Raw genomic sequence first — 22770 nt, forward strand, 5'->3', positions numbered from 1 at the left:
CAAATGAAAATAATGAATGCTGACCCTCTGCCCTTCAAAGCTGAAACGAGGGGAGAATGCTTCTCCTTTTTTTGCCCCACGTCATTTTATGTCAACCGGTTGATATAATCGTCGCACGGAAAAGTCTTCAGACTTTTCTCCATAAAGCTGTGCATTTTCATGTCGTCTCGCGTTCGATCAGCTTCACCGGAAGGATGTTCATCTTGGGAACCTCTTCTCCTTCAATCTGGTTCATGATCAGATCAATGATACGTTCACCCATCTCTCGAATAGGCTGTCTGACTGTGCTCAGACGCGGAGTAACGAGCGAAGCGATTTTGATATCGTCATAACCCACAATACGAATATCCGCCGGGATTTGTTTTCCCCATTGGCGACAGGCCTGAACAACCTCGGCTGCAATAACATCACTGCTCGCAAATATGCCATCGATCCCCGGATGTCCCTGAAGCAAACGCATAATCTCCTGTTCAATCTCCTGTTCATCTTCGAGGGCCGCATTCAGCTGCAAATGAATCGGGGTCATCCCGGCGGCATCCAGCATCTCGTCATATCCCTGTGCCCTCCCGTTTGCCAGCAGAGCCTGATGATGAGGACCACCGATACCCCGATAGACAAAAGCCGGCTGTGTGCAGCCTTTCTCAATAAGCAGCTGAGTAGCAAGCTTGCCTCCCATGAGGTTGTCAGAAGACACCATCGGAATATGATTCGCTACCTCGCGATCGAGGGATACGATCGGCAGATTCAGCTCCAGATAATGACCGACATCGAGTACCGAGCTGCCCATGATGATGGCATCCACCTGATTTTTTTTCAACATCTCAATATACTGGCCTTCCTTCAGCACATCACGATTGGAGTTGCAGAGCAGCAACTTGTAGCCCCGCTCGTCTGCATAATGCTCCAAATAATACGTCAGCTGACTGAAAAAGGGGTGGGAGACATCCGGGATAATGAGACCGATCATATTGGATTTTCTTCTGAACAGGGCACGCGCCATCTCATTGGGTTGATAGTTGAGCTGTTTCATGACCTGATTGACTTTATCTCGCGTTTTCTGACTAATGTACCCTCTATTATTCAATACACGGGACACCGTGGTTACGGACACTCCTGCCTGTTTGGCAACATCTTCGATTTTGGGCATAACCTGACAACCACCTTGCTTTTTTAACCCAATTATAAACCTTTCATCGTCCTCTTTCAGCCATTATGACCAAACGCTATTTCAGAGCCCCTTCCGTAATGCCTTGAATGATCTGCTTTTGCAGAAACAGATAGAGTAGCAGCACCGGTACAATCGTCATGATCAGCCCGGCCATTAAAGGAGCATAATCAACCGAATAGGATGAGAAAAAGTTATACGTTGAAAGAGGCAGCGTCTTGTGATCTGGCGAGAGCAGAACCAGGCTCGGCAGCAAATAATCATTCCAAATCCACAGCACATCCAAAACGACGAGTGTTACAAACACCGGCTTCAGGAGAGGGAGCACGATCTGAAAAAAAGTTCTCACTCTGGAGCTGCCCTCAATAAAAGCAGATTCCTCCAGCTCAAACGGGATACCCTTGATAAAGCCATGAAACGTAAATACGCCAAATGGCACACCAAAGCCCAAATACATAAACAGCAAAATCCCCTTCGTGTCCAGCAAATTCATGTTGCCATACAGCATCACCAACGGAATCATGAGCACTTGGAAAGGCAAAGCCAGTGAGGCCAGCATAACAAAGAAAATGATGCCGTTAATACGCCATTTGAACCGGACAAATAAATATCCTGTCATGGAAGAAAATATAAGAATGAACAGCACGGACAGCACGGTAATGATCAAGGAATTCATAAAGCCTTGCAGAAAGTCCATATTTTCAAATGCACTAACATAGTTTCCAAACTGAAAGCTTGTGGGCAGCGATAATGGATTCTCGACAAATTGCTGCGTAGACTTGAACGAGTTCATGACAATCATTAAAAAGGGCGTCAGGAACACAAGCAACAGCACATACAGCAGCAGCGTTTTTATGTTTGGCAGAGATCGACGGCTCTTCATTACGATTCAACCTCCAATTTCTTGAGAAGGTAGGATTGCGTAAGCGCGATAATCGCTACTACAGCGAAGAGCACTACCGCTTCAGCTTGACCAACCCCATATTGATTGGACAAAAATGCTTTTTGCACAATGTGATACGTTGCCAGCTCGGTGGAATTAAACGGCCCGCCTTTGGTCAAGGCAAGGTTGATGTCATAGGTCAAAAAGGACCGGGAAACCGAAATGAAAATGCAGATTACGATGGCAGGCACAGTGAGCGGCAGCATGATTCTACGAATGATCGCCGTTCTGTTGGCTCCATCGATGCTGGCAGCTTCCAGCACATCATTAGGGACACCGGAAAAGCCGGCGATGTAGATAATCATTAGATAACCGATCAACTGCCATGACGTTGTAATCACCAGCGCCCAGAAGGCTGTATCCGTATTGGTCAGCCAGGACGTTTCAAACCAAGCCCATCCATATTTCTCTCCCAAATAGGGCATGACCTGTGAGAAAAGCGTTTGCCATAAATATCCCAGAACAATTCCGCCAATCAGATTGGGTGTGAAAAAGCCTGTCCGCAGCCACTGTTCCCCTTTGCCCCCGCCTGTAAGTGCCAATGCGATGAAAAAGGCAGCACCATTCGCAATAATGACTGTAAAAAACACATATTTCAGCGTAAACCACAATTGGCCCAAAAAAACTTTATCCTGAAAAACCTCGACATAATTGGAAAAACCGATGAGCGTGCTGTCTGCTGTGCGAACATCCCAGTTCGTGAATGTAAGGTAAAGACCTAAGATGAAAGGGATGACAACGACTGCTGTAAAGGCGATGACGGAAGGGCCACCAAAAAGCAAAAATGTCCCGGTGTTTCTCATCAACTGTTTTCTGTCCATGCTGACCTCCTTGATTACCCTCTGGCTTCACATATGGGGGACGAACCTTTAATGTTCAGGCTCATCCCCTCTATATGCCTTTTGTTCAATCGTTATTTGCCAGCCTGGGAAGCCCAATAGGCTTGAACTTCATCGATAAGTCCTTTTCGATCGATGACATCCACCAGATACTTTTGCATGGATGCTCCTGTCTTCGCCCAATAATCCTGTGGCAGGTAATTGATGACGCCAATATTCAGCACTTTTCCTTGATCTACATATTGGTTGACTGCATCAGCTATAATGTTGGTGCCTTTTACTTTGACATCTTTGTACGGCAAGGACAGACCCATTTGAGAAACGATAGCTTCCTGCCCCTCGTCACTGGTCACCAGCCACTTGATAAATTCTTTTGCAGCAGCCTGCTGCGCTTCGGAGGAACCCGAATTGTCGATGGCAAATAATTTGGGCTCACTATAAGCGACTTGGGTATTGCCGAAATCTTCAGGGTTGTTGCTGATCGGTACCGGAATGACTCCGAATTCATCATCACGGCCCTCCAGCGTGCCGATGACCGCCCATGTCCAATCGCCCATAAAGTAGAATGCAGCCTCGCCCTTGGCAAAATCAGCGCTATCCTTGTTGTAATCAGCTACAAGCGGATCCTTGCTGCGGGCATTGTATTTTTTCAGCAGATCGAAGGTATCCATCAAGCCGTTAAATGGGGCATTATCCGCCAATGAAACAGTACCGTCTTTCAAACCATCCACAAATTTGCGATTCTCATCCACACTGTCGGATTGCAGGGAATAGGTCAGTCCCAAATAGTGAGCACCGAGGGACCAATCCGCCCCATGAAGCATGATAGGAGCTTTTCCAGCAGCCTCAATCTTCTTAAAAAGCGCTTCCAAATCATCGCGGGTCTTGATCGATTGCGGATCGAAGGTTCCCCCGATGGCTTCCTCCACTACACGTTTGTTATACAGCAGCCCGTACCCTTGCGCCGTCCATGGAATACCGAGGAATTTTCCGTCCAGCAAAGCACCCTCTACCGCTCCCTGCTTCGTTAGCTGTTCATACGTTGACTTTTCCGATTCAAGATCCAGGAATTTGTCTTGATACTGCAAAATGGTGCCTGGATCCAGATTCGCAATTGTGGCCGGGTTACCTGATGCAAGCAACGATTGGAACTTTTCAAGCTGTGCTCCGCCAATCGGAGTAGGAATCAATTCAATGGTCACTTCGGGATGCAACTCATGGTATTTCTTAAAAAGAGTTTCAAATACAGAGTTTACTTCGGCAGACGTATTAAAGAACGTAATTTTGACATCTTTCCCGGCTTCACCCGAAGTTTCCGGATTCTCAGTCGTTGCCCCCGTCCCTTTGCCCTGCGAACAAGCTGTGAGCAACGTTAACAGCAACAAGAAGCTAATAAATGGTGTGATTTTCTTCTTCATCTTGAAAGTTCCCCCCTGATCATCATTATGAATGCGTTTACATCTGTGATTTGTTCTTATGATAACCGGTTGACATACAATGTGTCAATCGGTTGACACAAATTTTATACATACATTTTTTTGTTCGTACGTATCGGTAAAATCCGGAGACAAAAACAGATGTATTCGTAAATATTTTCAATTTTCTTGCAGGATAATGTAAATTTGTGGAGAATAAAACAATCATTGGTTCCTGCGATGCTAGTTGTGAAAGCGCATTCTTGTATACTCTTTTTTCTATCCGATGCGAAGAATGATACTTCCATTGGGGGAACCATGCTTCATTACTTCTTGCGGGTAAATCGGCTTTACGAAAGGGGTGGTTACACGGGTTGTGAAATAGCCTAGAAGCAGCACTTGTCAAGTGTTCAGGTTTTTGAGGGATTTGATATTTTATGAGGAGGTTGAGGATTATGAATTTACGTTTTAAACGAACGATCAGCGTCGTCTTGGCCTGTTTAACCGCTTTGCCTCTTATGCTAACCGTGCAAACTCCTGCCCAGGTGTCGGCAGCAAGCGATGTTACCGTGAATCTGTCGGCAGAAAAACAGGTCATTCGCGGTTTTGGAGGCATTAATCATCCCGTCTGGATCGGAGACCTGACGGCAGCTCAGCGGGAAACCGCCTTCGGGAACGGTACGAATCAGCTTGGCTTCTCTGTACTCCGAATCTCCGTTGATCCAGACCGAAATAACTGGTCTCGTGAGGTGGCTACAGCCAAACGTGCCATTGAAAAGGGCGCTATCGTATTTGCTTCACCCTGGAATCCTCCGAGCGATATGGTTGAGACGTTTAATCGCAATGGAGATACCAATGCCAAAAGGCTGAAATACGACAAGTACGCTGCTTATGCACAGCATCTTAATGACTTTGTAACCTATATGAAAAATAACGGCGTAAATCTGTATGCCATCTCGGTACAAAATGAGCCGGATTACGCTCATGATTGGACATGGTGGACGCCACAAGAAATGCTTCGCTTTATGAAGGAGAATGCAGGATCCATCAACAATACAAAAGTCATGGCACCGGAGTCCTTTCAATATTTGAAAAATATGTCTGATCCTATCCTGAATGATCCGCAAGCTCTCGCCAATATGGATATTCTGGGTGCGCATACGTACGGTACACAGTTCAGCAACTTCCCTTACCCACTGTTCAAGCAAAAAGGCGCAGGCAAAGAACTGTGGATGACAGAGGTGTACTATCCGAACAGCGACAGCAACTCAGCCGATCGCTGGCCGGAGGCTCTGGATGTTTCCTATCATATGCACCAATCCATGGTCGAGGCAGACTTTCAGGCCTATGTGTGGTGGTATATCCGCAGACAGTATGGCCCGATGAAAGAAGACGGTACGATCAGCAAACGCGGTTATAATATGGCTCATTTCTCCAAATTCGTTCGTCCAGGTTATGTAAGGGTCGACGCAACTAAAAATCCGGATACAAACACGTTCGTCTCTGCCTATAAAGGTGATAACAAAATTGTTATCGTGGCAATCAACCGTGGTACTTCAGCAGCAAATCAGAAGTTTGTGCTGCAAAACGGTAACGCCTCTACCGTCTCCTCCTGGGTAACCGATGTTAGTCGAAACCTGCAGGCCGGTTCGTCCATTAGTGTAACCAATAAAGCCTTTACAGCCCAGCTACCACCCCAAAGCGTTACGACCTTCGTAGCCAATCTCACCGGCGGTTCCATCACATCAAGCACCGACGTGACCGGCTCGGAGAACGAATCTATTGATCCGGGAATTACCGATTCGAGTTACATCGATAGTGAGGCGAATACAGATGCGGTGATCCAATGAAATGACATCTATGGCGCTACCACAGCCACAACTTGTGAAAATCCGTTTTGCGCTCGAAGAGCGGGACAAGGAACCTCGACGTATACAAGAACGGAACCAGAGTAATGAGACCAGCTTTTAAAAATATAAAATAATAAAAAGGCTTCCGAACTGCTAGAAAAAGCAGATCGAAAGCCTTTTTATTATTACTAAGTATAATGCGGTCGAGAGGACTCGAACCTCCACGGGGGTTAGCCCACACGGACCTGAACCGTGCGCGTCTGCCAATTCCGCCACGACCGCGTATATCTTATCTCCGAGAAATTATATCGCGGCGACAAGAAATAATATATCATGTGCAGGTAATTAGTGTCAACAAAAAAATAATTCCTTTTCTAATGTGTAAAGCTTTTTATAAATCAGATTTTGGAAGGCCAGTTGCCGTACCAGGCATACCCGCCTCTTCTTTCCTTATCGATATCGCTGAGTTTGTATTTCACCATTCCATCACGTCCTACGAAGATTGGTTTATCCGTTCCAATTTCGTAAAAACGTGCCCAAATTGGCGCTGCACCTGAATCAGCTACGAGTTGGCTATCCCCGTTTTCTCTGACATACTTGTATCCAGTAATTTTAACTTTGTTGAACCAGGCCTCTGCCGCTTTGATGGAGGCAGTAATTTTGGAGTTAGCCGGTCTTGTTTTCAAAAACTTTACAATCGTACTGCTCTCCCCTGCACTTAAAGAAGGCACTTCATAAATCCTTGCTCCTGCAGGTTTAAGGGAGCTGGAATCATGCTGCTGTCCCCATGCAGTCAGTTTACCGTTCGCTACAACCTGGGTATTGTGGATAGCCTCTACACCTTTGGCAACTGATTTTTTACTGCGATCTGCAAGAGAGCTGTCGATGAATGAGAAATCACCTTTACGTGTACCTACTTCATCCAGCATATACATGACATTAATCATGGCATCGTCGTTGAAGGTGATGTGCTTGTGATAGCCGGAGCTTTGGTATACTTGTGGCCAACCCCCATTGGAATACTGCATGTTCAGCAAAAAGTTGATTCCTTTGATGGCAGCAGCTGAATAACGGGGATCATTCGTCTTTTTAAATTCCTTGGCTAATCTTCTAATCTCTGAGTATGTAGCTTTGTTATCAATCGTAGATTTGGCCCACTCACCACTTGTTTCTTTGTAATCCTTCTTCCATCCCCCATCTGGACGTTGATTCTTCAAAATATCTGAGATACTTGCTGTTGTTCCAGAGGCGTCTGCAGCAGATACCTCAGCAGTAGGCTGAAATACCATTCCGACAACGGAGAATACCATTGTACATGCCATAACCAAAGATGCAAAACTTACTTTTGCCTTCAACATTGTTTAAAACACTCCCCAGTTCATTTTCTGCAAACGGTTTTCCTTGCGTCATCTATCCTCCTTATATTTGTTTTTAAACTCAAACTATTTCTTTTCATCCAATAAGTGGATTGGATAAAGAGAATTTTATGCAAAACAATGAATTTTGTCAATATTTGCAACAATATGTAACAAATTCTTTGTCTTAACCTATAGGTATCGTTTAATCGAAATGTGAGAAAGCCAATAAATTGTCCAATTTTTTTCCATTTGAAACAGTAGTTACTTTTTTGTCATCTATTAAAACCCAATATTCGAGTTATTTCTACATAAATAGCGATAATTCCGTTAACATTGAGATGATAAGAAGCGTTCAATAACGGTTTGACATTTTCGCATTTATGCAATATAGTTTCAAAAGGTTACAAAAACTTAATTATTCATTTGCCGAGTTTCATGTTTGAAAACGGGGGAACCATTTTGGGTGAATTATTCTTATACATAGGAAATATAGGGAACCTTCTACCGAACCCTTAGCTAACTCCGTAGGCATCGAAGGGAGAACAAACATTTTGAAAAAGCTTATCATCTCCATTTTTGGAGCAGCAGTTCTATTTACATCCGGTGCAGCAAGCACAGAGGCAAGCAGTATTAACACCGTCGTTAACAACATGACAGGCATACCTTACAAATGGGGCGGCACGACATTGGCCGGATTTGATTGCTCTGGATTTATGAGATATATTTTCAACAAATATAGCATTGAATTACCACGCACTTCCCAGCAGCAAGCGAAGGCCGGCACGCCGGTATCCAAAGCTAATCTGCGTACGGGTGACCTGGTATTCTTTAATACAATGGGCAATGGCATTTCACATACAGGTGTATATATCGGGGGCGGACAATTCGCTCATGCTTCAAGCAGCAAGGGTGTCAGCATCACTCCTTTATCCAATTCTTACTTCAACGATCGTTATGTAACAGCACGCCGGGTAACAGGACAGTTTATGTATAACAAAATGCTGGGCAAAATATAAGTTTGAGTTGATATACCACAAAAAGGAGGCTCCGGGTGAATCCGGGACCTCCTTTTTGTTTGTTTTGGGGCTTTTATTTACAATTCCGATGTGCTGTAGACTTCTATACTTAATGTAGAGCCTTCTGTACTCTCATTGCCCCCTGAGACAACGCATGCCCTCCGCCAACCGCTCCAGCCACAGCAACCGTCTCCATAATTTCCTGATCGGTCGCTCCTTTGGCTCGTGCCTCTTGCACATGGTAAAACGTACATACCTCATTGTTTGCAAACAAACCAATGCCAAGCGCAATGAGCTGCTTAGTTTTGGCATCAATCGCCCCTGCCTGAAAACACTCTCCAGTGAACTCATGATAAGACTTTACCACAGCTGGCAGCACGTCGCTTAATTCACCAATCTGATCTTTATAGGCATGAACCTTATCATTCATCAATGTCATGGTTACCGCACATCCTCTCGGCTGATATGTTACAAGCTCTCACTGTACCTATCTTTTCTCCCGGGAGGTGCAATTATGCCAAAACATCCATGGTAAATGAACCTAAAAAAGCATGTCCTATTCTTCGAGCGGGCTCTTACGTGGTTCGCTGAACAACTGATACCGATAATTCCGGTCAAGCTTAACCACACGACGATTCTGACGGCGAATGAGCACCTGCTCCCCGTCCCAGGCCACCACAATGCCCGTCACATCATTGGACTGAATCTCGTCCCGTACTACCCTTACTTTTTCACCCGATAAACGCAGTGCATCCAATTCTGCATCACTAATCATATTCCCGGCGCCTACTTTCCCAAAAAAATTATTTACAAAAAGAGACCTAAATGAAATGTCATTTAGGTCTCACGTGACTGTATTGGACTGTCATGTCATTCGAAAGTATGTCCCGACTGAAAGTTACCGCTGCGCGTGCTCTTTGCTGTCGTTCTTCTCAAACCAAAAATCAAGCACTTTGGCGGACATCACACGTTCTTCAAGGTACTCCACTTGATGCGCTGTAAATTGTTCTTTCCAAGAGAAGGACAACTCTTCGCACAAGCCTACAATCGTCAGCAATTCTGACCAGGCGACGTAGCGTTTGTACCAGAAAAATTGAGGATGTTCAATCATATAGGGATAAAGGTCATCGAATTCCGTATGTTTACAATCCAGGGCACGCTCAAAATGTACTTTCGATTCCGCCAGCTTATCAATAAAAAATTGTTCTGTTGCCGGTTGGTTACCCATGGTGTTGCCTCCTCTCCCTAACATAACCCCATTATAAATGAAATCAGCGGTCATGCAAAGGCATTGTTATAAAAATAGGCACTATTTCCTTTAAAAAGTCACAATTCGTTATCGTCAAATTGCACGGTGCCATCGTTCAGTGAACGAATGCGCACCAACGCTTCAACCGGGATGCCCTGCTCACGAATGGTCCGCGCTCCGGCCTGAAAACATTTTTCGACCACAACACCGAATCCAACCAATTCCGCTCCCGAACGTTCGATAATTTTGATGACACCACGAGCGGCATCGCCATTTGCAATGATATCGTCAATAAACAAAATACGGTCATTCTCATGAATATATTCACGGGACACCATAATATCTGTTACAATCCCTTTGGTAAAAGAAGGTACTCTTTCACAGTAGGCGTCGGGGTCAGCCAAAAGTGTTTTTTTGCGTCGGGCAAATACCAGCGGAACACCCAGTTCATGAGCGGCAGCAAAGGCGACCGGAATCCCGGAAGACTCCACTGTAATGACCCGAGTTACACCACTTTCACGAAAACGAGCGGCAAATTCCCGTCCCATTTCCATCGTCAATGCAGGATCAATCTGGTGATTCAGCAGACCATCCAGCTTAAGCACCTGATCTGACATGACTACACCTTCTTGTAAAATTCGTTGTTTCAATACTTCCATAATTTGACCTCCCAAGCCGTTCCTATGACGTAAAAGTATCATAGATCCGGCTATCAGTTCAAGCGAAATTGCCTTTGCTCTTGTTCAGAGCATGTTAAATGACCCTTTGTCACACTTCAATTGTCATGACTTTGGTGGGTCAAGCATACCTTGTACCATGGCACCCGCATGTCCAAACTATCCAGGGGCCTGAGAGGGGAAACGCATGAAACAGGCATTTCGGGTGCTGCAGATCGCATTTACATACATTGGAACGGTAGTAGGAGCCGGCTTTGCAACAGGGCAAGAGATATTGCAGTTTTTTACCCAGTATGGCAAATGGGCCACCATTACCATTGGCTTATCCACCATGCTTTTTGTCTGGTTAGGTACAAAAATGATGCTGATTGCCCATGATACCGGCTCGCGTTCTTACGAAGATCTCAACAAACATCTATTCGGTCATAAAGCAGGAAACTGGATCACTTGGGTTACCCTTCTGATTCTCATTGGAGTAAACAGCGTCATGCTGGCAGGAGCCGGGTCGGTCTTTGTAGAGCATCTGGGGCTTCATTACCAGACTGGACTTATTGTTACCCTTATCGGTACATATCTGCTGCTTGGACGGGGCATTCAGGCCATTCTGCAAATGAACAGTATCGTGGTGCCCATGATGCTTTTGCTATCCCTGCTTATGATTATCAGCACCATACATCATCCCGGCGCAAACCGATTTATTACTTTAACCACCGACAGCAATCCAATCCAGGTCTGGTTATCTCCTCTGTTGTATACTTCATTCAACCTGGCACTCGCCCAAGCTGTACTCGTCCCGGTGGGGAATCAGATTCGTAGCCGAAAGGTACTCAAATGGGGTGGCGTTCTGGGCGGGATTGGTGTAGGATTCATGCTTATGGCAGCTCATTTCGCCATGTCAGCCCAGATGCCTGGCATCACACAATTTGAAATTCCAATGGGCAGCATTGCCTTTCAACTCGGATGGGTAGTCCAGTCTATCTATGTATCTCTGATTTTTATGGAAATCTTCAGTACGTTTGTAGCCGATATTTATGGAATGACCCTCCAACTCAGACAGCATGTTCAAGTACATCCCAAACTACTCATACTGGCCATCATGCTGCTATGTTATTCGCTCAGCCAGTTTGGATTCAGTTCCCTACTCTCTATTCTTTACCCCATTTTCGGCAGTTTGGCACTAATATGGGGGGCAAAATTAGTAATGAATCGATGGGGAAGCTTTCGAGGTCGTAACAAACACCTATAACAACGTATTTTTGTTGCGAAACATCATTTCCCTAAACATAAAAAAGCCGCTGTTCGCACAGCGGCTTGCTTCTTTCCCTTTTCCGAAAACTAGACCTGGCTCGAAAATTGTAAATACATTTTTTTCAGTTCATTGACTGATCTGCCCAAAGAGTAATGGGTTTTGGCCTTCTCACAGGCCGAACGGGCGAGCTCATAACGGTATGCCGGGTCAACCATTACCTTCTCCAGCGCTTCTGCCAATGCAGACGGATCTTCTGAAGGCACCAGTAAGCCGTTACTGCCGTTTTCGATCTGCTCTGGTATGCCGCCAACATCTGTGCCTACAAGGGCAAGACAGCTAAGCGCTGCCTCCGCGAAAACAGACCCGAACGCCTCCGCCCGCGAAGGAAGCACAAAAATATCAAAAAATGGCATGAATTCCTCCGGGTGCAGCGTGTAACCATAAAAAATAGTCTCATTATATATGCCCAGCCGCTGGGCCAATTCTTCCAAATCCGGACGGATGGGTCCGTCCCCAATAATATGAAGCACATAATCATGTCCCCGCGCTTTCAGCTCGGCACAGGCTTTGAACAGAATATCCAGCCCTTTCGCCGGAACCAGACGGCATACCGTGACCAGCTGTGGGATCGCATTCTCATGGGGAATGGGCTTAAACCTTTTCTCATCAAAACCATTCGGAATGACACCGATAACATCGGGATGCTGTACATAAGGCGCCAGATAACGACGGAAAGAATCCGATACCGTTAACAACCGCTCTGCCTGGTGCTCCAGCTCACCATAGATGGCCAGCAGGAATTGATGCTCCGGTCCGTCCGGCTCAATGCGCCCATTCAGAATCAGCTCTCGCTCATAACTGGAGTGGATCGTTTGAATGAGGGGAACATCCGGGAAAACCTTCTTCATTGCAAGCCCCGCAATAGGGTGATGGGCATGAATCAGATCGTAAGGCTTCTGAATACGCAGCTTGGTCCACCACAAATAATCCCGGTAGGTTTGCATATATTTTTGCACGACAGGACTATCCTGATACTGAGTCCAATCGAACGTCTCAAACTGGACATCTTCTCTGCCTTTGTTGCGAATTCGCTTAGGCAATGAGAACAGATCCATCTCCCACCTCGGGGTTGTAAACCTCTCTTGCATATACGGAATCATAGAGGATACACCTCCGGGCTGCTCCGGAGGAAAGAAAAGCGCCTGCAGCAATCTCACCGTTAGTTTCCCCCTTTCTAGCATAAGTCTCTTCATTACATCTTCAATCATGATATACCAGAACATATGTTCAGTAAAGGTACAAAATGAGATTTCTTATCACTCGCTCATTTACAGCTGAATAATAGAATTCATTTCAATATCAATTGTACCATGCTGGTTCTGACGCTGACGACATGACGAATATTGTTAGGTATTGGGGCAACTCCACTGGAAATAATCGCTCCTTGGCTGCCTTTATTCTACTATACGTTCATCTTTTTCATCTTGTTTGAGCGTACGCCCTCACTCCGGAGTCGTATATACAACATATTCAGGAGATGCTCGGCTAAGAATCAGATGCATGCATGGAAAGTTAAGCCGCTTTGCGCACATGCAAATGAAAGCCAGTGAGCAATCGTAGCCCCCGGCTTTTTGAATGTACTTCTTATGTTGGATACAGTGTTATACAGACCGATGTGTGACCGCCTTCTCATACGTACTGTAGCCGTCTATCTCTCGCACAAAGGTATAGTCATTACGCGCATAGAATGCATTCAATGTTGCGTTGTCCGCTCCACAATCCAATCGGACAATATGTTTGTCCTCAAACTGTATCCCGCTGCTGGACCATTGCAAAATCGCCCGTCCCAGTCCACTCTGGGCATACTTTCTGCGAATGGCTAATCGGTGTAAATAAAGTGCGCCATCCCCGGCATGCGCTTGGCTTCCCCACAAATGCACATCCCATGGACTTGGCTGACTCATCAAAATAACCATGCCAGCTACGTCAGAACCCTTTTTAAATATAAATACATCTCCACGCTGAATGGCCTCCGCCGTATTATGAGAATCCTCACCTATTAACAAAGCATTCCATTGAGAAGACCCCTGGCTCCGCAGCCATTCGGCCGTTTCCATAAGCAGGGACATCACATCCTCCGTGTCTTCCGGCTGGGCTTGCAATGCCTTGAATTCATCATTGATGTAGTCTGTTGTGATACTGAATGAGTGCTTCATGATTCTCCTCCACTTCCAGGTCTCTCTTAAACTAATGGTACTATACCGGGAAATGGCTTTTTCGTCAAAAAGAAAACAAAAGAGGCAAGAGGCTGTGCCTCTTACCCTTCGATCTTCGCTTCATCGATCATTTGATTTCGGTATAACATCGTGAGATGTAATGTATCAAATTCAAGCTCTTTGTCCAGCTCTCGCATTAGAACTTCAACCAGACTCTTTCGCTGAGCACTTGTGCCGGGAACCTGATAATCCATATAGCCTGACAAATCCGCTTGTGAGGTATCGATCGTTGCTGTACCTACAGGTAACCCTCCGCGTTCTTGTAGAAACAGATCATATACCCGAAACTCCCGATCTTTGCGTACCAACATTACATAACAGGCTTCTTCAGCAGCTTCAATCTCTTCGAGCTCTTCTTCGGACTCTATTTCATCCTCATCCGCAAAATCCCGATGCACCCATTCCGCCGCTTCAAGCTCCTGCCCCTGATGCCACATGCGGATCGTAATCGTATCGATGATTTCTTCATCCAGCTCTCGTACCAGCAGCTCGGCAGCCGCATCCTGATAACTCTCTGCCGGTTCATCATACCAATGGATCTCACCCTGTACCTCAGTACCATATTGTTTCAAAGAGGCTTCGGCCAGCTCCTGTCCATTGGCATCATTAAATACATAGGTGGATATGCTGCGTCCGGCGCTTACCAGCTCCATCTCCAGCAAATGTTCCGGGTCTTCATATGTAAACGATTCGGCTTGTGAGCCAGGAATGACGTTTACTTCATTTACAACAGCCCCAACATTCTGTCCATCGTGGTTATACGTATCTTCAGACCGTGAAGACTGGACTAATACATCCGTTTGAGACTCTGGCTTTTGTAACACAGAATACAATGTACTGCAGCTTACAAGCACTTCATATTCAGCAGCACTTACCGCATCCGCGAGAGAACGAATATATTCGTGCACCTGCTCCACAATATATTGTTCTGTCTCGTCAGGTAGCGAAATCTGCTCGATCTGAAGACTGCCAGATACCCGATCTCCTTCTCTGAACACCAGCAGCAGCGAACCCGCATATTGACCGTCCACCATAATATCCTGCACTTCGCCACCTGATGTACGAAGATCAGGAATCAGCTCTACTTTCAGTTCCATGTATCTGTCCCCCTCGGTTCTAACGTTATTCTGTTAGGTTACCCTTGAGAGCGACAGTTTATAAGATACAGCATCTAATCAAGATTTAATAGTGTACGGTTAGACGGACAATACATACTTTTGGATGGCGTGGGCCACACCCTGATCGTTGTTCGAAAGTGTAACCTCATCCGCAGCAGCCTTGACTTCTTCCGGGGAATTATCCATCGCAACTCCTTTGCCTGCAAAGGTCAACATGGTGATGTCATTGTAGTAGTTACCGACCGCCATGATCTCGGAAGGCAGAATTCCTTTGGCTTCGGCCAGTCTTTTTAGAGCTGCACCTTTGGAGGCTTCGGGATGCATCAGATCAATGAAAAAATCACCGCTGCGCGTCATATAATATGGAAGATTCCAGGTCGACCACTCCTGTTGCACCGCATTCATCTGCTCGATGGGTCCAAACGCAGTGAATTTCGCAAGCGGCTCTGTCATATCCGCCCATTGCGGCAGCTTTAATGGCTCTGCCATGAAGTTTTGATACATTTCGCGTACCTGCAGCTCCAAACCTTCCGGCTGATCCACATAGAGTCCAAACGCCGTGTTGATATCAAAATGTACACCTTGCGCACGGCAGTAAGTTATGAAAGGCTCCAGTCCCTGTCCATCCATGGCAAAATGGTGCACCACTTCACGAGTCTGAACCTGTGCAGTTACCGCCCCATTATGTGTAATGACATATCCGTCAAGTCCCATCTGCTCCATAAACGGGATCGTGTTTGCAGGACCTCTGCCTGAACACAGGACAATCTCAGCTCCCTGACGGGAAGCACGAATTAAAGTCTCTTGCGTCAATTCGGTAAGTTCATGATGATCATTAAGCAGCGTTCCATCGACATCCAGTGCGATTAATTTAATTGTCATTGTCTTCATTCCTTATCTGTAAAAGAGTCGCACCCACCCAAACCCTCCCTTCCGAGGGAGGGCCCCAGAGGGCTCTGCCCTCTGGACTCCCGTCTCGTTAACCGGCGGAGGTTTCGATCTTGCTATGTGACGGGAGGCGTGGGAGCGCTTGGTTGCCGGGGCTGCCGCTTGACAGCGGCGGTCCCGCCCAAGCTCAAGCGGGACCATTACGGGCAGCGCTTCGCCCCCTGCCCGGCTCCCTGCTCCGCTTCGCGAAGGACGGGAGCTGTTGCGCCTTTGGCGCGGTGGGCAGCGCTTCGCACCCTGCCCGGCTCCCTGCTCCGCTTCGCGAAGGGCGGGAGCTGTTACTTCCGCAGACGATCTAACTCGTCAGCGGTTAGTTCGCGATAACTGCCAATTTCCAGATTGGCATCCAGCTCCAGGTCACCCATGGCAACACGTTTCAAATAAACCACACGTTTGCCAACAGCCTGGAACATTCTTTTCACCTGGTGGAACTTGCCCTCATGAATGATCAATGAAATGGAAGAAATCACGCCCTCCTCCGTTTCCTCACGATCCAGCACCGTCAGTTCCGCAGGCAACGTCTCATATCCATCATCCAGCTGAATGCCGGCTTTGAACTGTTCAATATCTTCTTCGTCAACGTTTCCCAGCACACGAGCTTCATACGTCTTAGGCACATGTTTACGCGGGGATAACAGATCATGGGCAAGCGGCCCATCATTCGTTAGAATGAGCAGACCCTCGGTATCTTTGTCGAGTCGTCCCACAGGGAACGGATCGAAGACACGCTCCTCTTTACGCAGCAGATCAATCACCGTTTTATCCCGATTATCTTCGGTTGCCGACACCACGCCAGGTGGTTTGTGAAGCATCAGGTAGATCATTTCACGATACACAATCCGCTCTCCGTCAGCTTCAATTACGTTTACGTCTGGATTAACCTGCACACCGCTGTCTTTCACCGGTTTACCGTCCACACGGATTCTGCCCTGCTTCACCATCTTTTTGAGCTCACTTCGAGACCCCACGCCCATGTGGCTCAATATTTTATCCAGACGCAGCGTTTGTTTGCCTTTTCCACTCATACCGATGTCCACCTCCAGCCTGCCGGATACTCATTTTTCAGTACACCATCCAGCCATTTCCCCCAGCCAGCCGCAAATCCGTCCACACACACCAACACATAACCTTTGGCAGCCGTATCTGCTTGACGTTCAACTCTTGCTTCTTCGATGTTCAACGTCTCTCCTTTGAGATACCTTACCGCTTCACCGTCTACCGAAGATAAATTAACGGATCTCTGGGCTTCAGCTGCATTCAAAGCACATGCAAGCGGATGGGAGGGCACAAATCGCCCATTCTTGACGGTACCCATAAACCACCCTGGCCGTATAACCTTGAGCCCTTCCAGACGGGCAGCACCCACTGAAGATTGATACACTCGATCGCCGTAATACACCGTTTCTCCAGCAAGCTCGATTTCCAAATTTCCTTGTACAAATTGAGCATACACCATTCCTGGATCGACATTTGCCTGGTCCGTTCCTCGTCCCTGAGCCCGTTCGTTTTTGCGACCACCACGTACGTTTCCTTTGCCCTGTTTTCCCTGAGCCTTGCCACCACGGGTATGCTTATCATGTTCTCTGGATTCGGTTCTCATTAGACGTTCCCGTTTCCGCTCTTCTTTACTGATGGGTACAGATACACGGATAAATGGTTCTACCAATTCATTTGGTTCGGTGAAATCTGCGCCCACTGCCTGTCCAGTTTGTAGTCCGCTGCCCTGTTCTTGACTTCCGTCTTCTTCTGCAAAAGATTCCGCACGATGCTGCAATACAGCAACATAATGTCCCTCCCCCTCCAACAGATGAGGCCATAACCTCGCAGTGCCGCGTGTTTGATCCAGCACAGATTCCGTTTCTTCTGCTTTTTCGGGCAAAATCTGCCGCACCCATTCCGGTCGTCCTGGAGCAAATCCTGCACTTTCCGGGATGTCATTCACCACAAAATCAGGATTGATGTTCAGAAATTCCGCAATCATCGCTTCATTTTCCTCTGGTGCAAATGTACATGTGGAATATACGATGGTCCCCCCTGGAGCAAGCAGCTTGGCCGCAGTCTCCAGAATATCGCGCTGCATCAGCACACATTTTTCCACCGAATGATTTTCCCATGATTTCACCATATCCTCATCTTTGCGGAACATGCCCTCACCCGAGCAAGGCGCGTCGATTAACACTTTGTCAAAATAATGAGGGAATGCATTCGCAATCCGTTCCGGTGATTCATTTAATACAACAGCATTGCGTACCCCATACAATTCCACGTTTTTGGCGAGGGCTTTCGTACGTTCCGCATGGATATCATTCGTAACCAGTACACCTTTCCCCTGAAGCTTGGCTGCGATCTGGGTTGTTTTCCCGCCAGGAGCAGCACACAGATCCAGCACACGTTCCCCCGGCTTCACATTCAATAATTCAACCGGGGCCATGGCGCTTGGTTCCTGGATATAATACAAGCCCGCATGATAATAAGGATGTAACCCCGGCTTAACCCCGTGAGGCACATAAAAACCCGTTCCGCACCACGGAATGGGTCGCATATCAAATGGAGCAATTTCCTTGAATTGTTCCAGCGATATTTTTAACGTATTCACTCTCAGCCCCGCATGTGGCGACTGCTCATAAGATTTCATAAATTGTTCAAATTCATCGCCTAACAAGCTTTTCATTCGCTCGGCAAATATCGAAGGCAGCTGTACAGCCATAATCCCACTCATCCTGTCTTGTTAAAATTGCAACTAGTCCTATGTTATCATATCCGGGCATGGCTTTCCTATTGCTTCATGCATCATATATATTCCACTACAGCGTGTAATGTAGTATAATGGCAAGTAGATTGATGGATGTGCAAAAATTCGGGTGTTTATGCATATTATCCCATCCTGTATTTTTGCCAAAACTATATTTCGATATGATCGATGGGGGATGTCTTAATGAAATCCAAGAAGAAAAAGAAAAGTGCTGCGATCCTTATTTTCCTGGGTATTTTCGTCGTATTGATTGCAGCACTTGTCCTGGTGAACCAGCAATCCAAGAAACAGATGGACAGCGTGCAGAATGCCTATGGCATCGCCGCCTCCAAACTTAATCCCGCAACACGCGAACTGCTGGACGATCCGAACTACCAACAAATTATTTTGCCTGCTGATCTGAAAGCCAGAATTGATAACAAAGACAGCTTCTTTGTCTATTTCTTTGCCTCCGACTGCTCACACTGCCGTGCGACAACACCTCAGTTGATGCCACTGGTCGATGAAGAAGGCATTCAACTGCCTCAGTTCAATCTGCGCGAATTTGATTCCGGTTGGACCGATTATAACATTGAGTACACACCAACTCTGGTATATTATCAGGATGGTGTTGAGAAAGACCGTATGGTTGGCGGGCTGCAGGAAAATGGCAGTGACAACGGTTATACCCTGGATGACTACAAGCAATTTTTCGAGAAATATAAAGGCAGTGCCACTCCATCGGCAAGCTAATCGTATATTCCCTTCGCGGATTTGATGGACCCGCATGCATGTTATTGTCCTTTGCTTGGACAAGCTCTGGAATTATTCCTAACTTTAAAGATGTCCTTCAATATCGAACACCCCGGCCAATTCCTCTAGAGGAACGGTCGGGGTGTTTTTTATAGATCATATGTCTGAGAACATGTTAATGATGAAGTGAATGATATTTTTCGAATTACAAGCTTACTCGCTCTGCACGTTCTGCTCCTGCTGCATTGCCTTCATCTTCTCTTCATAGATTCGTCCACGTGTAGGACTTCGGCGTTGGGGAATATTAGGCTTCAGTTCAAGAGCTCGTTTCCGAACCTCCTGCACCAGTACCTCATCCTGAATCTGAATATGCAAGTCTCTGTAAGGAAAATTCTGCGGCTCAGGACCCGAAAGTCCATGAACCAGCTCCTGTACTTCATGCACCAACGGTCCAAGGGCAATACCTCGCGAAGTTTCCGGATATGACTTTAACAGATTTACCGAACTCTGTAACATCATGCGTCCTCCGCGAAGGTTATCATTCCTGAAATGATACAGCCCCACTGCAATCTGGAGCAAACCTTTGTACAGAGAATCCCGATCCCGTTCAAGCCACAGTTCTTCCAATACTTCATGGCATTCAAAGTAGTCCTGATCGCGATTGAAGTAGATCAGATAGTCAACATACAGCGGTTCATAGCTGCTCATCCGGGTTTTCGCCCTTTCTGGCCGCGTTCAGAAGTGCTTTTACATCATCCAGAAGGTCTTTTAACCCTTCCATATCATGACGTTCCCAGCAGTCATTGAAGCGCTTTTGTGCCTCTATCGCTTCGTTCACAAGGTGGTAGAAATACAATTGATGTATGATGTTCAGCGTTCTTGATACAATATTGGAATCATCTTCAAAGGCCTTTTGTGCCTCCAGAATTTGCAGACGGATCGCCGACATCTCATTATCGAGTACAAAAGCGGCTTCCGCCGTCTTTTTCAATCTGGCGCGCATATCATCCGGCAGACTCTCCCGAAACTTGTAACTCAGGGAGTGCTCGATCGTGGCCCAGAAGTTCATCGCCAGCGTCCGAATCTGAATCTCGGCCAGCACATTCTTCTGCCCAAGAGCTGTCTGAACAGGATACTCAATAATCATATGGAAACTGCGGTAGCCGCTTTCTTTGAAATTGGTGATATAATCTTTCTCGATTAATACCGTCAAATCCTTACGTCCACGAATATACTCGGCTACCCGCCGAATATCATCCACAAACTGGCACATAATGCGGATACCTGCAATATCCTCAATGCCTGTTTCCACCTGATCAAGCGGCACATTCAGGCGTCTGGATTTCTCCAGAATGCTGGATATTTTTTTGACACGACCGGTAACGAATTCGATCGGGGCGTATTCTTCCCTTTTCTTAAGCTCCGCCCGCATCGTTTTAAACTTAACTTTCAATTCCTCTACCGCTTGTTCATAAGGAAGTAAAAATGTACCCCAGTCTCTACCGTCCATGCTTATGCCTCCTGTCTCTATAGCTTCCCCTGTTCTTATCCATTATACATGATGTTAAGCGGGGGGAAGAGTCCCGTACGACTTTACCCTCTTCCGAGCTTCTAATTTTCTATCCAGGGAACTCCCAAAGATTGCTTAACGATGCTCTGCACCGACAGCTTCCGAAATATGACTGTAACCGTCTTTGCGCAGCAATTCACGCAGTCCGGCATGAATGCGCCGGTTCACTTCAGGCCCTTCATAGATCAATGCCGTATAAATTTCCACCAGGCTGGCCCCTGCTTTAATCTTTTCGTAAGCATCTTCACTTGTGAAAATGCCCCCCGATCCAATGATTGGCAGTTTACCTTCGGTCTGGCGATAGATTTGGCGAATGATCTCCGTGGAACGGTCACGCAGCGGCTTGCCACTTAGTCCACCTGTCTCTTTGGCATGCTGATGAGACAGACCTTCTCGGCTAATCGTAGTATTCGTTGCGATGATTCCGGCAACTCCACTATCTGCAATGGTACTCACCATATATTCAAGCTCCTGGTCATTCACATCCGGTGCAATTTTGACCAGCACCGATTTAACGGAACTACCCGCTCTCTTGCGCTGCGTCTCCATCTCATTCATGACAGCGGCAAGCAATTCCTTCAGTTCATTCCCATGTTGCAGATTACGCAAATCCGGTGTATTTGGTGAACTGATATTCACCACAAACAGGTCCGCATAATCGTATAGCGCTCGAATGCATTTTGCATAATCCAAATGCGCTTCTTCATTTGATGTCGCCTTATTTTTACCTATATTTACGGCCACTGGAATTCGGCGCTCCGTGAGGCGTGCCAATTCACCCGCCATCGCTTCGGCTCCAAGGTTATTGAAGCCCATCCGGTTCACCAATGCCTCGTCGGGAGGCAGGCGGAATAACCGTGGCTGGTCGTTACCTGGCTGTGCAAGCGGTGTGACTGTGCCCACTTCCATGAAGCCAAACCCGATGGAAGAAAAGCCCGTTACAGCCTGTCCGTTTTTGTCCAATCCGGCCGCAAGTCCTACAGGTGTAGGGAAATGACATCCGAACATGTCCACAGCCAGATCCGATGTTTCACGCACGCCATACATGACACGCAAACCGGAAGGAACCGGGCGAATACTCCCCATTCCACTGAGGCCGCCGATAATAAGATGATGGGCCTGCTCAGGGTCCATTTTGAACAACAAGGGTTTAGCAAGACTTCTGTATAACAAATCACTCACTCCGTTCTGGTCCGGTACGCTGAAAAAACTGCTTTCCGTCTTTTTCATATGTAAAAAAACACTCTATACACAAGTCTATCCGTTTCTTCTTCAAAAGGAAAGTAGTTTGAGCACAGACAGAAGCATTTTGCATCCCCCCACAAGCAACAGGAATCGTATGATGCAAAATGCTCACAAGAAATCCACCCGCCTACTGGAAATGGCGAGTTGAATTCTTTACAATGGGAGCATGGCTACATCTATATAGCCTTATTCCATGAAGGAGGAACAGCCCATGGCTCCCAAACGCAAACCACCTACTTTGCAGCAAAAGAAAGATGAGGTCAACCGGAAAGCCATTATCTGGACGGCAGCCAGTGTCGGTGGATTGATCATTATCATTGGTGCGCTTATTATTATCGCCAACCTGTAAATGCTCAACCGACTGTTCC

23 protein-coding genes, 1 tRNA gene and 1 riboswitch are annotated in these 22770 nt (G+C 46.6%); of the genes, 5 read left to right on the forward strand and 19 right to left on the reverse strand.

Annotated features, from left to right (window positions below; translation table 11 throughout):
- Positions 1–157: 157 nt before the first annotated feature.
- The 4 genes from BMW94_RS20290 to BMW94_RS20305 form a co-directional block, all read right to left on the reverse strand.
- The gene (locus BMW94_RS20290) at positions 158–1147 is read right to left on the reverse strand and encodes a LacI family DNA-binding transcriptional regulator (RefSeq protein ID WP_091000768.1); all 990 of its coding nucleotides are present in this window, start codon (positions 1145–1147) and stop codon (positions 158–160) included.
- A gap of 76 nt (positions 1148–1223) precedes the next feature.
- A complete protein-coding gene (locus BMW94_RS20295; RefSeq protein ID WP_091000769.1) occupies positions 1224–2048 on the reverse strand; it encodes a carbohydrate ABC transporter permease in 825 nt (274 codons plus the stop codon).
- Entirely contained in the window at positions 2048–2929 is an 882-nt protein-coding gene (locus BMW94_RS20300; protein WP_091000770.1) for a carbohydrate ABC transporter permease, read from the reverse strand. Before BMW94_RS20300 ends, BMW94_RS20295 begins: the two co-directional genes overlap by 1 nt.
- A 92-nt stretch (positions 2930–3021) precedes the next feature.
- Positions 3022–4365 (reverse strand): ABC transporter substrate-binding protein, encoded by a 1344-nt coding sequence (locus tag BMW94_RS20305; protein WP_091000771.1) that lies wholly within the window; start codon positions 4363–4365, stop codon positions 3022–3024.
- Positions 4366–4817: 452 nt separating this feature from the next.
- Between BMW94_RS20305 and BMW94_RS20310 the strand changes: the two genes are divergently transcribed.
- Positions 4818–6212 (forward strand): glucuronoarabinoxylan endo-1,4-beta-xylanase XynC, encoded by a 1395-nt coding sequence (locus tag BMW94_RS20310; RefSeq protein ID WP_139209375.1) that lies wholly within the window; start codon positions 4818–4820, stop codon positions 6210–6212.
- A gap of 198 nt (positions 6213–6410) precedes the next feature.
- Here the strand turns inward: BMW94_RS20310 and BMW94_RS20315 are convergent.
- Together BMW94_RS20315 and pelA are read right to left on the reverse strand one after the other, a co-directional pair.
- A tRNA-Leu gene (locus tag BMW94_RS20315) sits at positions 6411–6494 on the reverse strand.
- Positions 6495–6610: 116 nt separating this feature from the next.
- Positions 6611–7570, reverse strand: coding sequence for a pectate lyase (gene pelA / locus BMW94_RS20320; RefSeq protein WP_091000772.1), 960 nt, complete (start codon positions 7568–7570; stop codon positions 6611–6613).
- A gap of 414 nt (positions 7571–7984) precedes the next feature.
- Positions 7985–8116, forward strand: a riboswitch (cyclic di-AMP (ydaO/yuaA leader).
- A gap of 5 nt (positions 8117–8121) precedes the next feature.
- Between pelA and BMW94_RS20325 the strand changes: the two genes are divergently transcribed.
- Positions 8122–8586, forward strand: coding sequence for a C40 family peptidase (locus tag BMW94_RS20325; protein WP_091000773.1), 465 nt, complete (start codon positions 8122–8124; stop codon positions 8584–8586).
- 109 nt (positions 8587–8695) lie between these two features.
- On the opposite strand, the gene BMW94_RS20330 is transcribed toward BMW94_RS20325, so the two are convergent.
- From BMW94_RS20330 to BMW94_RS20345, 4 genes are all read right to left on the reverse strand, one after another.
- Positions 8696–9025 carry a carboxymuconolactone decarboxylase family protein gene (locus BMW94_RS20330; protein WP_091000774.1) on the reverse strand — a complete coding sequence of 110 codons (330 nt, stop codon included), beginning with the start codon at positions 9023–9025 and terminating at the stop codon, positions 8696–8698.
- Positions 9026–9142: 117 nt separating this feature from the next.
- Positions 9143–9361 (reverse strand): hypothetical protein, encoded by a 219-nt coding sequence (locus tag BMW94_RS20335; RefSeq protein WP_053783659.1) that lies wholly within the window; start codon positions 9359–9361, stop codon positions 9143–9145.
- Positions 9362–9484: 123 nt separating this feature from the next.
- Positions 9485–9814, reverse strand: a complete 330-nt coding sequence (locus BMW94_RS20340) for a hypothetical protein (protein ID WP_091000775.1) — start codon at positions 9812–9814, stop codon at positions 9485–9487.
- 98 nt (positions 9815–9912) lie between these two features.
- Positions 9913–10494: a xanthine phosphoribosyltransferase gene (locus tag BMW94_RS20345; protein ID WP_063564778.1), complete on the reverse strand. Its 582-nt coding sequence runs from the start codon at positions 10492–10494 to the stop codon at positions 9913–9915.
- Between the two features lie 205 nt (positions 10495–10699).
- On the opposite strand from BMW94_RS20345, the gene BMW94_RS20350 reads away from it, so the two are divergent.
- Complete coding sequence (locus BMW94_RS20350) at positions 10700–11758, forward strand: YkvI family membrane protein (RefSeq protein WP_091000776.1); 1059 nt, start codon at positions 10700–10702, stop codon at positions 11756–11758.
- Positions 11759–11847: 89 nt separating this feature from the next.
- Here the strand turns inward: BMW94_RS20350 and BMW94_RS20355 are convergent, their stop codons facing one another.
- The 6 genes from BMW94_RS20355 to BMW94_RS20385 form a co-directional block, all read right to left on the reverse strand.
- A complete protein-coding gene (locus BMW94_RS20355; RefSeq protein WP_091000777.1) occupies positions 11848–12978 on the reverse strand; it encodes a glycosyltransferase family 4 protein in 1131 nt (376 codons plus the stop codon).
- Between the two features lie 444 nt (positions 12979–13422).
- Complete coding sequence (locus BMW94_RS20360; RefSeq protein WP_091000778.1) at positions 13423–13977, reverse strand: GNAT family N-acetyltransferase; 555 nt, start codon at positions 13975–13977, stop codon at positions 13423–13425.
- A gap of 101 nt (positions 13978–14078) precedes the next feature.
- Entirely contained in the window at positions 14079–15134 is a 1056-nt protein-coding gene (locus tag BMW94_RS20365; RefSeq protein ID WP_091000779.1) for a hypothetical protein, read from the reverse strand.
- 99 nt (positions 15135–15233) lie between these two features.
- Positions 15234–16037 (reverse strand): Cof-type HAD-IIB family hydrolase, encoded by an 804-nt coding sequence (locus BMW94_RS20370; RefSeq protein WP_091000852.1) that lies wholly within the window; start codon positions 16035–16037, stop codon positions 15234–15236.
- A gap of 344 nt (positions 16038–16381) precedes the next feature.
- On the reverse strand, positions 16382–17128 hold the full coding sequence (locus BMW94_RS20380; protein WP_091000781.1) for a pseudouridine synthase: 747 nt from the start codon (positions 17126–17128) through the stop codon (positions 16382–16384).
- Complete coding sequence (locus tag BMW94_RS20385; protein WP_091000782.1) at positions 17125–18810, reverse strand: RsmB/NOP family class I SAM-dependent RNA methyltransferase; 1686 nt, start codon at positions 18808–18810, stop codon at positions 17125–17127. The genes BMW94_RS20380 and BMW94_RS20385 overlap by 4 nt, the downstream gene beginning before the upstream one ends.
- A gap of 228 nt (positions 18811–19038) precedes the next feature.
- Between BMW94_RS20385 and BMW94_RS20390 the strand changes: the two genes are divergently transcribed.
- Complete coding sequence (locus tag BMW94_RS20390; RefSeq protein ID WP_091000783.1) at positions 19039–19587, forward strand: thioredoxin family protein; 549 nt, start codon at positions 19039–19041, stop codon at positions 19585–19587.
- Between the two features lie 213 nt (positions 19588–19800).
- Here the strand turns inward: BMW94_RS20390 and BMW94_RS20395 are convergent, their stop codons facing one another.
- From BMW94_RS20395 to BMW94_RS20405, 3 genes are all read right to left on the reverse strand, one after another.
- Entirely contained in the window at positions 19801–20295 is a 495-nt protein-coding gene (locus BMW94_RS20395; protein ID WP_091000784.1) for a DUF309 domain-containing protein, read from the reverse strand.
- Complete coding sequence (locus BMW94_RS20400; protein WP_053783647.1) at positions 20282–21097, reverse strand: GTP diphosphokinase; 816 nt, start codon at positions 21095–21097, stop codon at positions 20282–20284. Before BMW94_RS20400 ends, BMW94_RS20395 begins: the two co-directional genes overlap by 14 nt.
- A gap of 135 nt (positions 21098–21232) precedes the next feature.
- The gene (locus BMW94_RS20405; RefSeq protein WP_091000853.1) at positions 21233–22330 is read right to left on the reverse strand and encodes a quinone-dependent dihydroorotate dehydrogenase; all 1098 of its coding nucleotides are present in this window, start codon (positions 22328–22330) and stop codon (positions 21233–21235) included.
- Positions 22331–22613: 283 nt separating this feature from the next.
- On the opposite strand from BMW94_RS20405, the gene BMW94_RS30600 reads away from it, so the two are divergent.
- Positions 22614–22751 (forward strand): hypothetical protein, encoded by a 138-nt coding sequence (locus tag BMW94_RS30600; protein ID WP_162842436.1) that lies wholly within the window; start codon positions 22614–22616, stop codon positions 22749–22751.
- Positions 22752–22770: the final 19 nt, after the last annotated feature.

Source organism: Paenibacillus sp. OK003, assembly GCF_900109515.1.
Taxonomy (GTDB): Bacteria; Bacillota; Bacilli; order Paenibacillales; family Paenibacillaceae; genus Paenibacillus; species Paenibacillus marchantiae.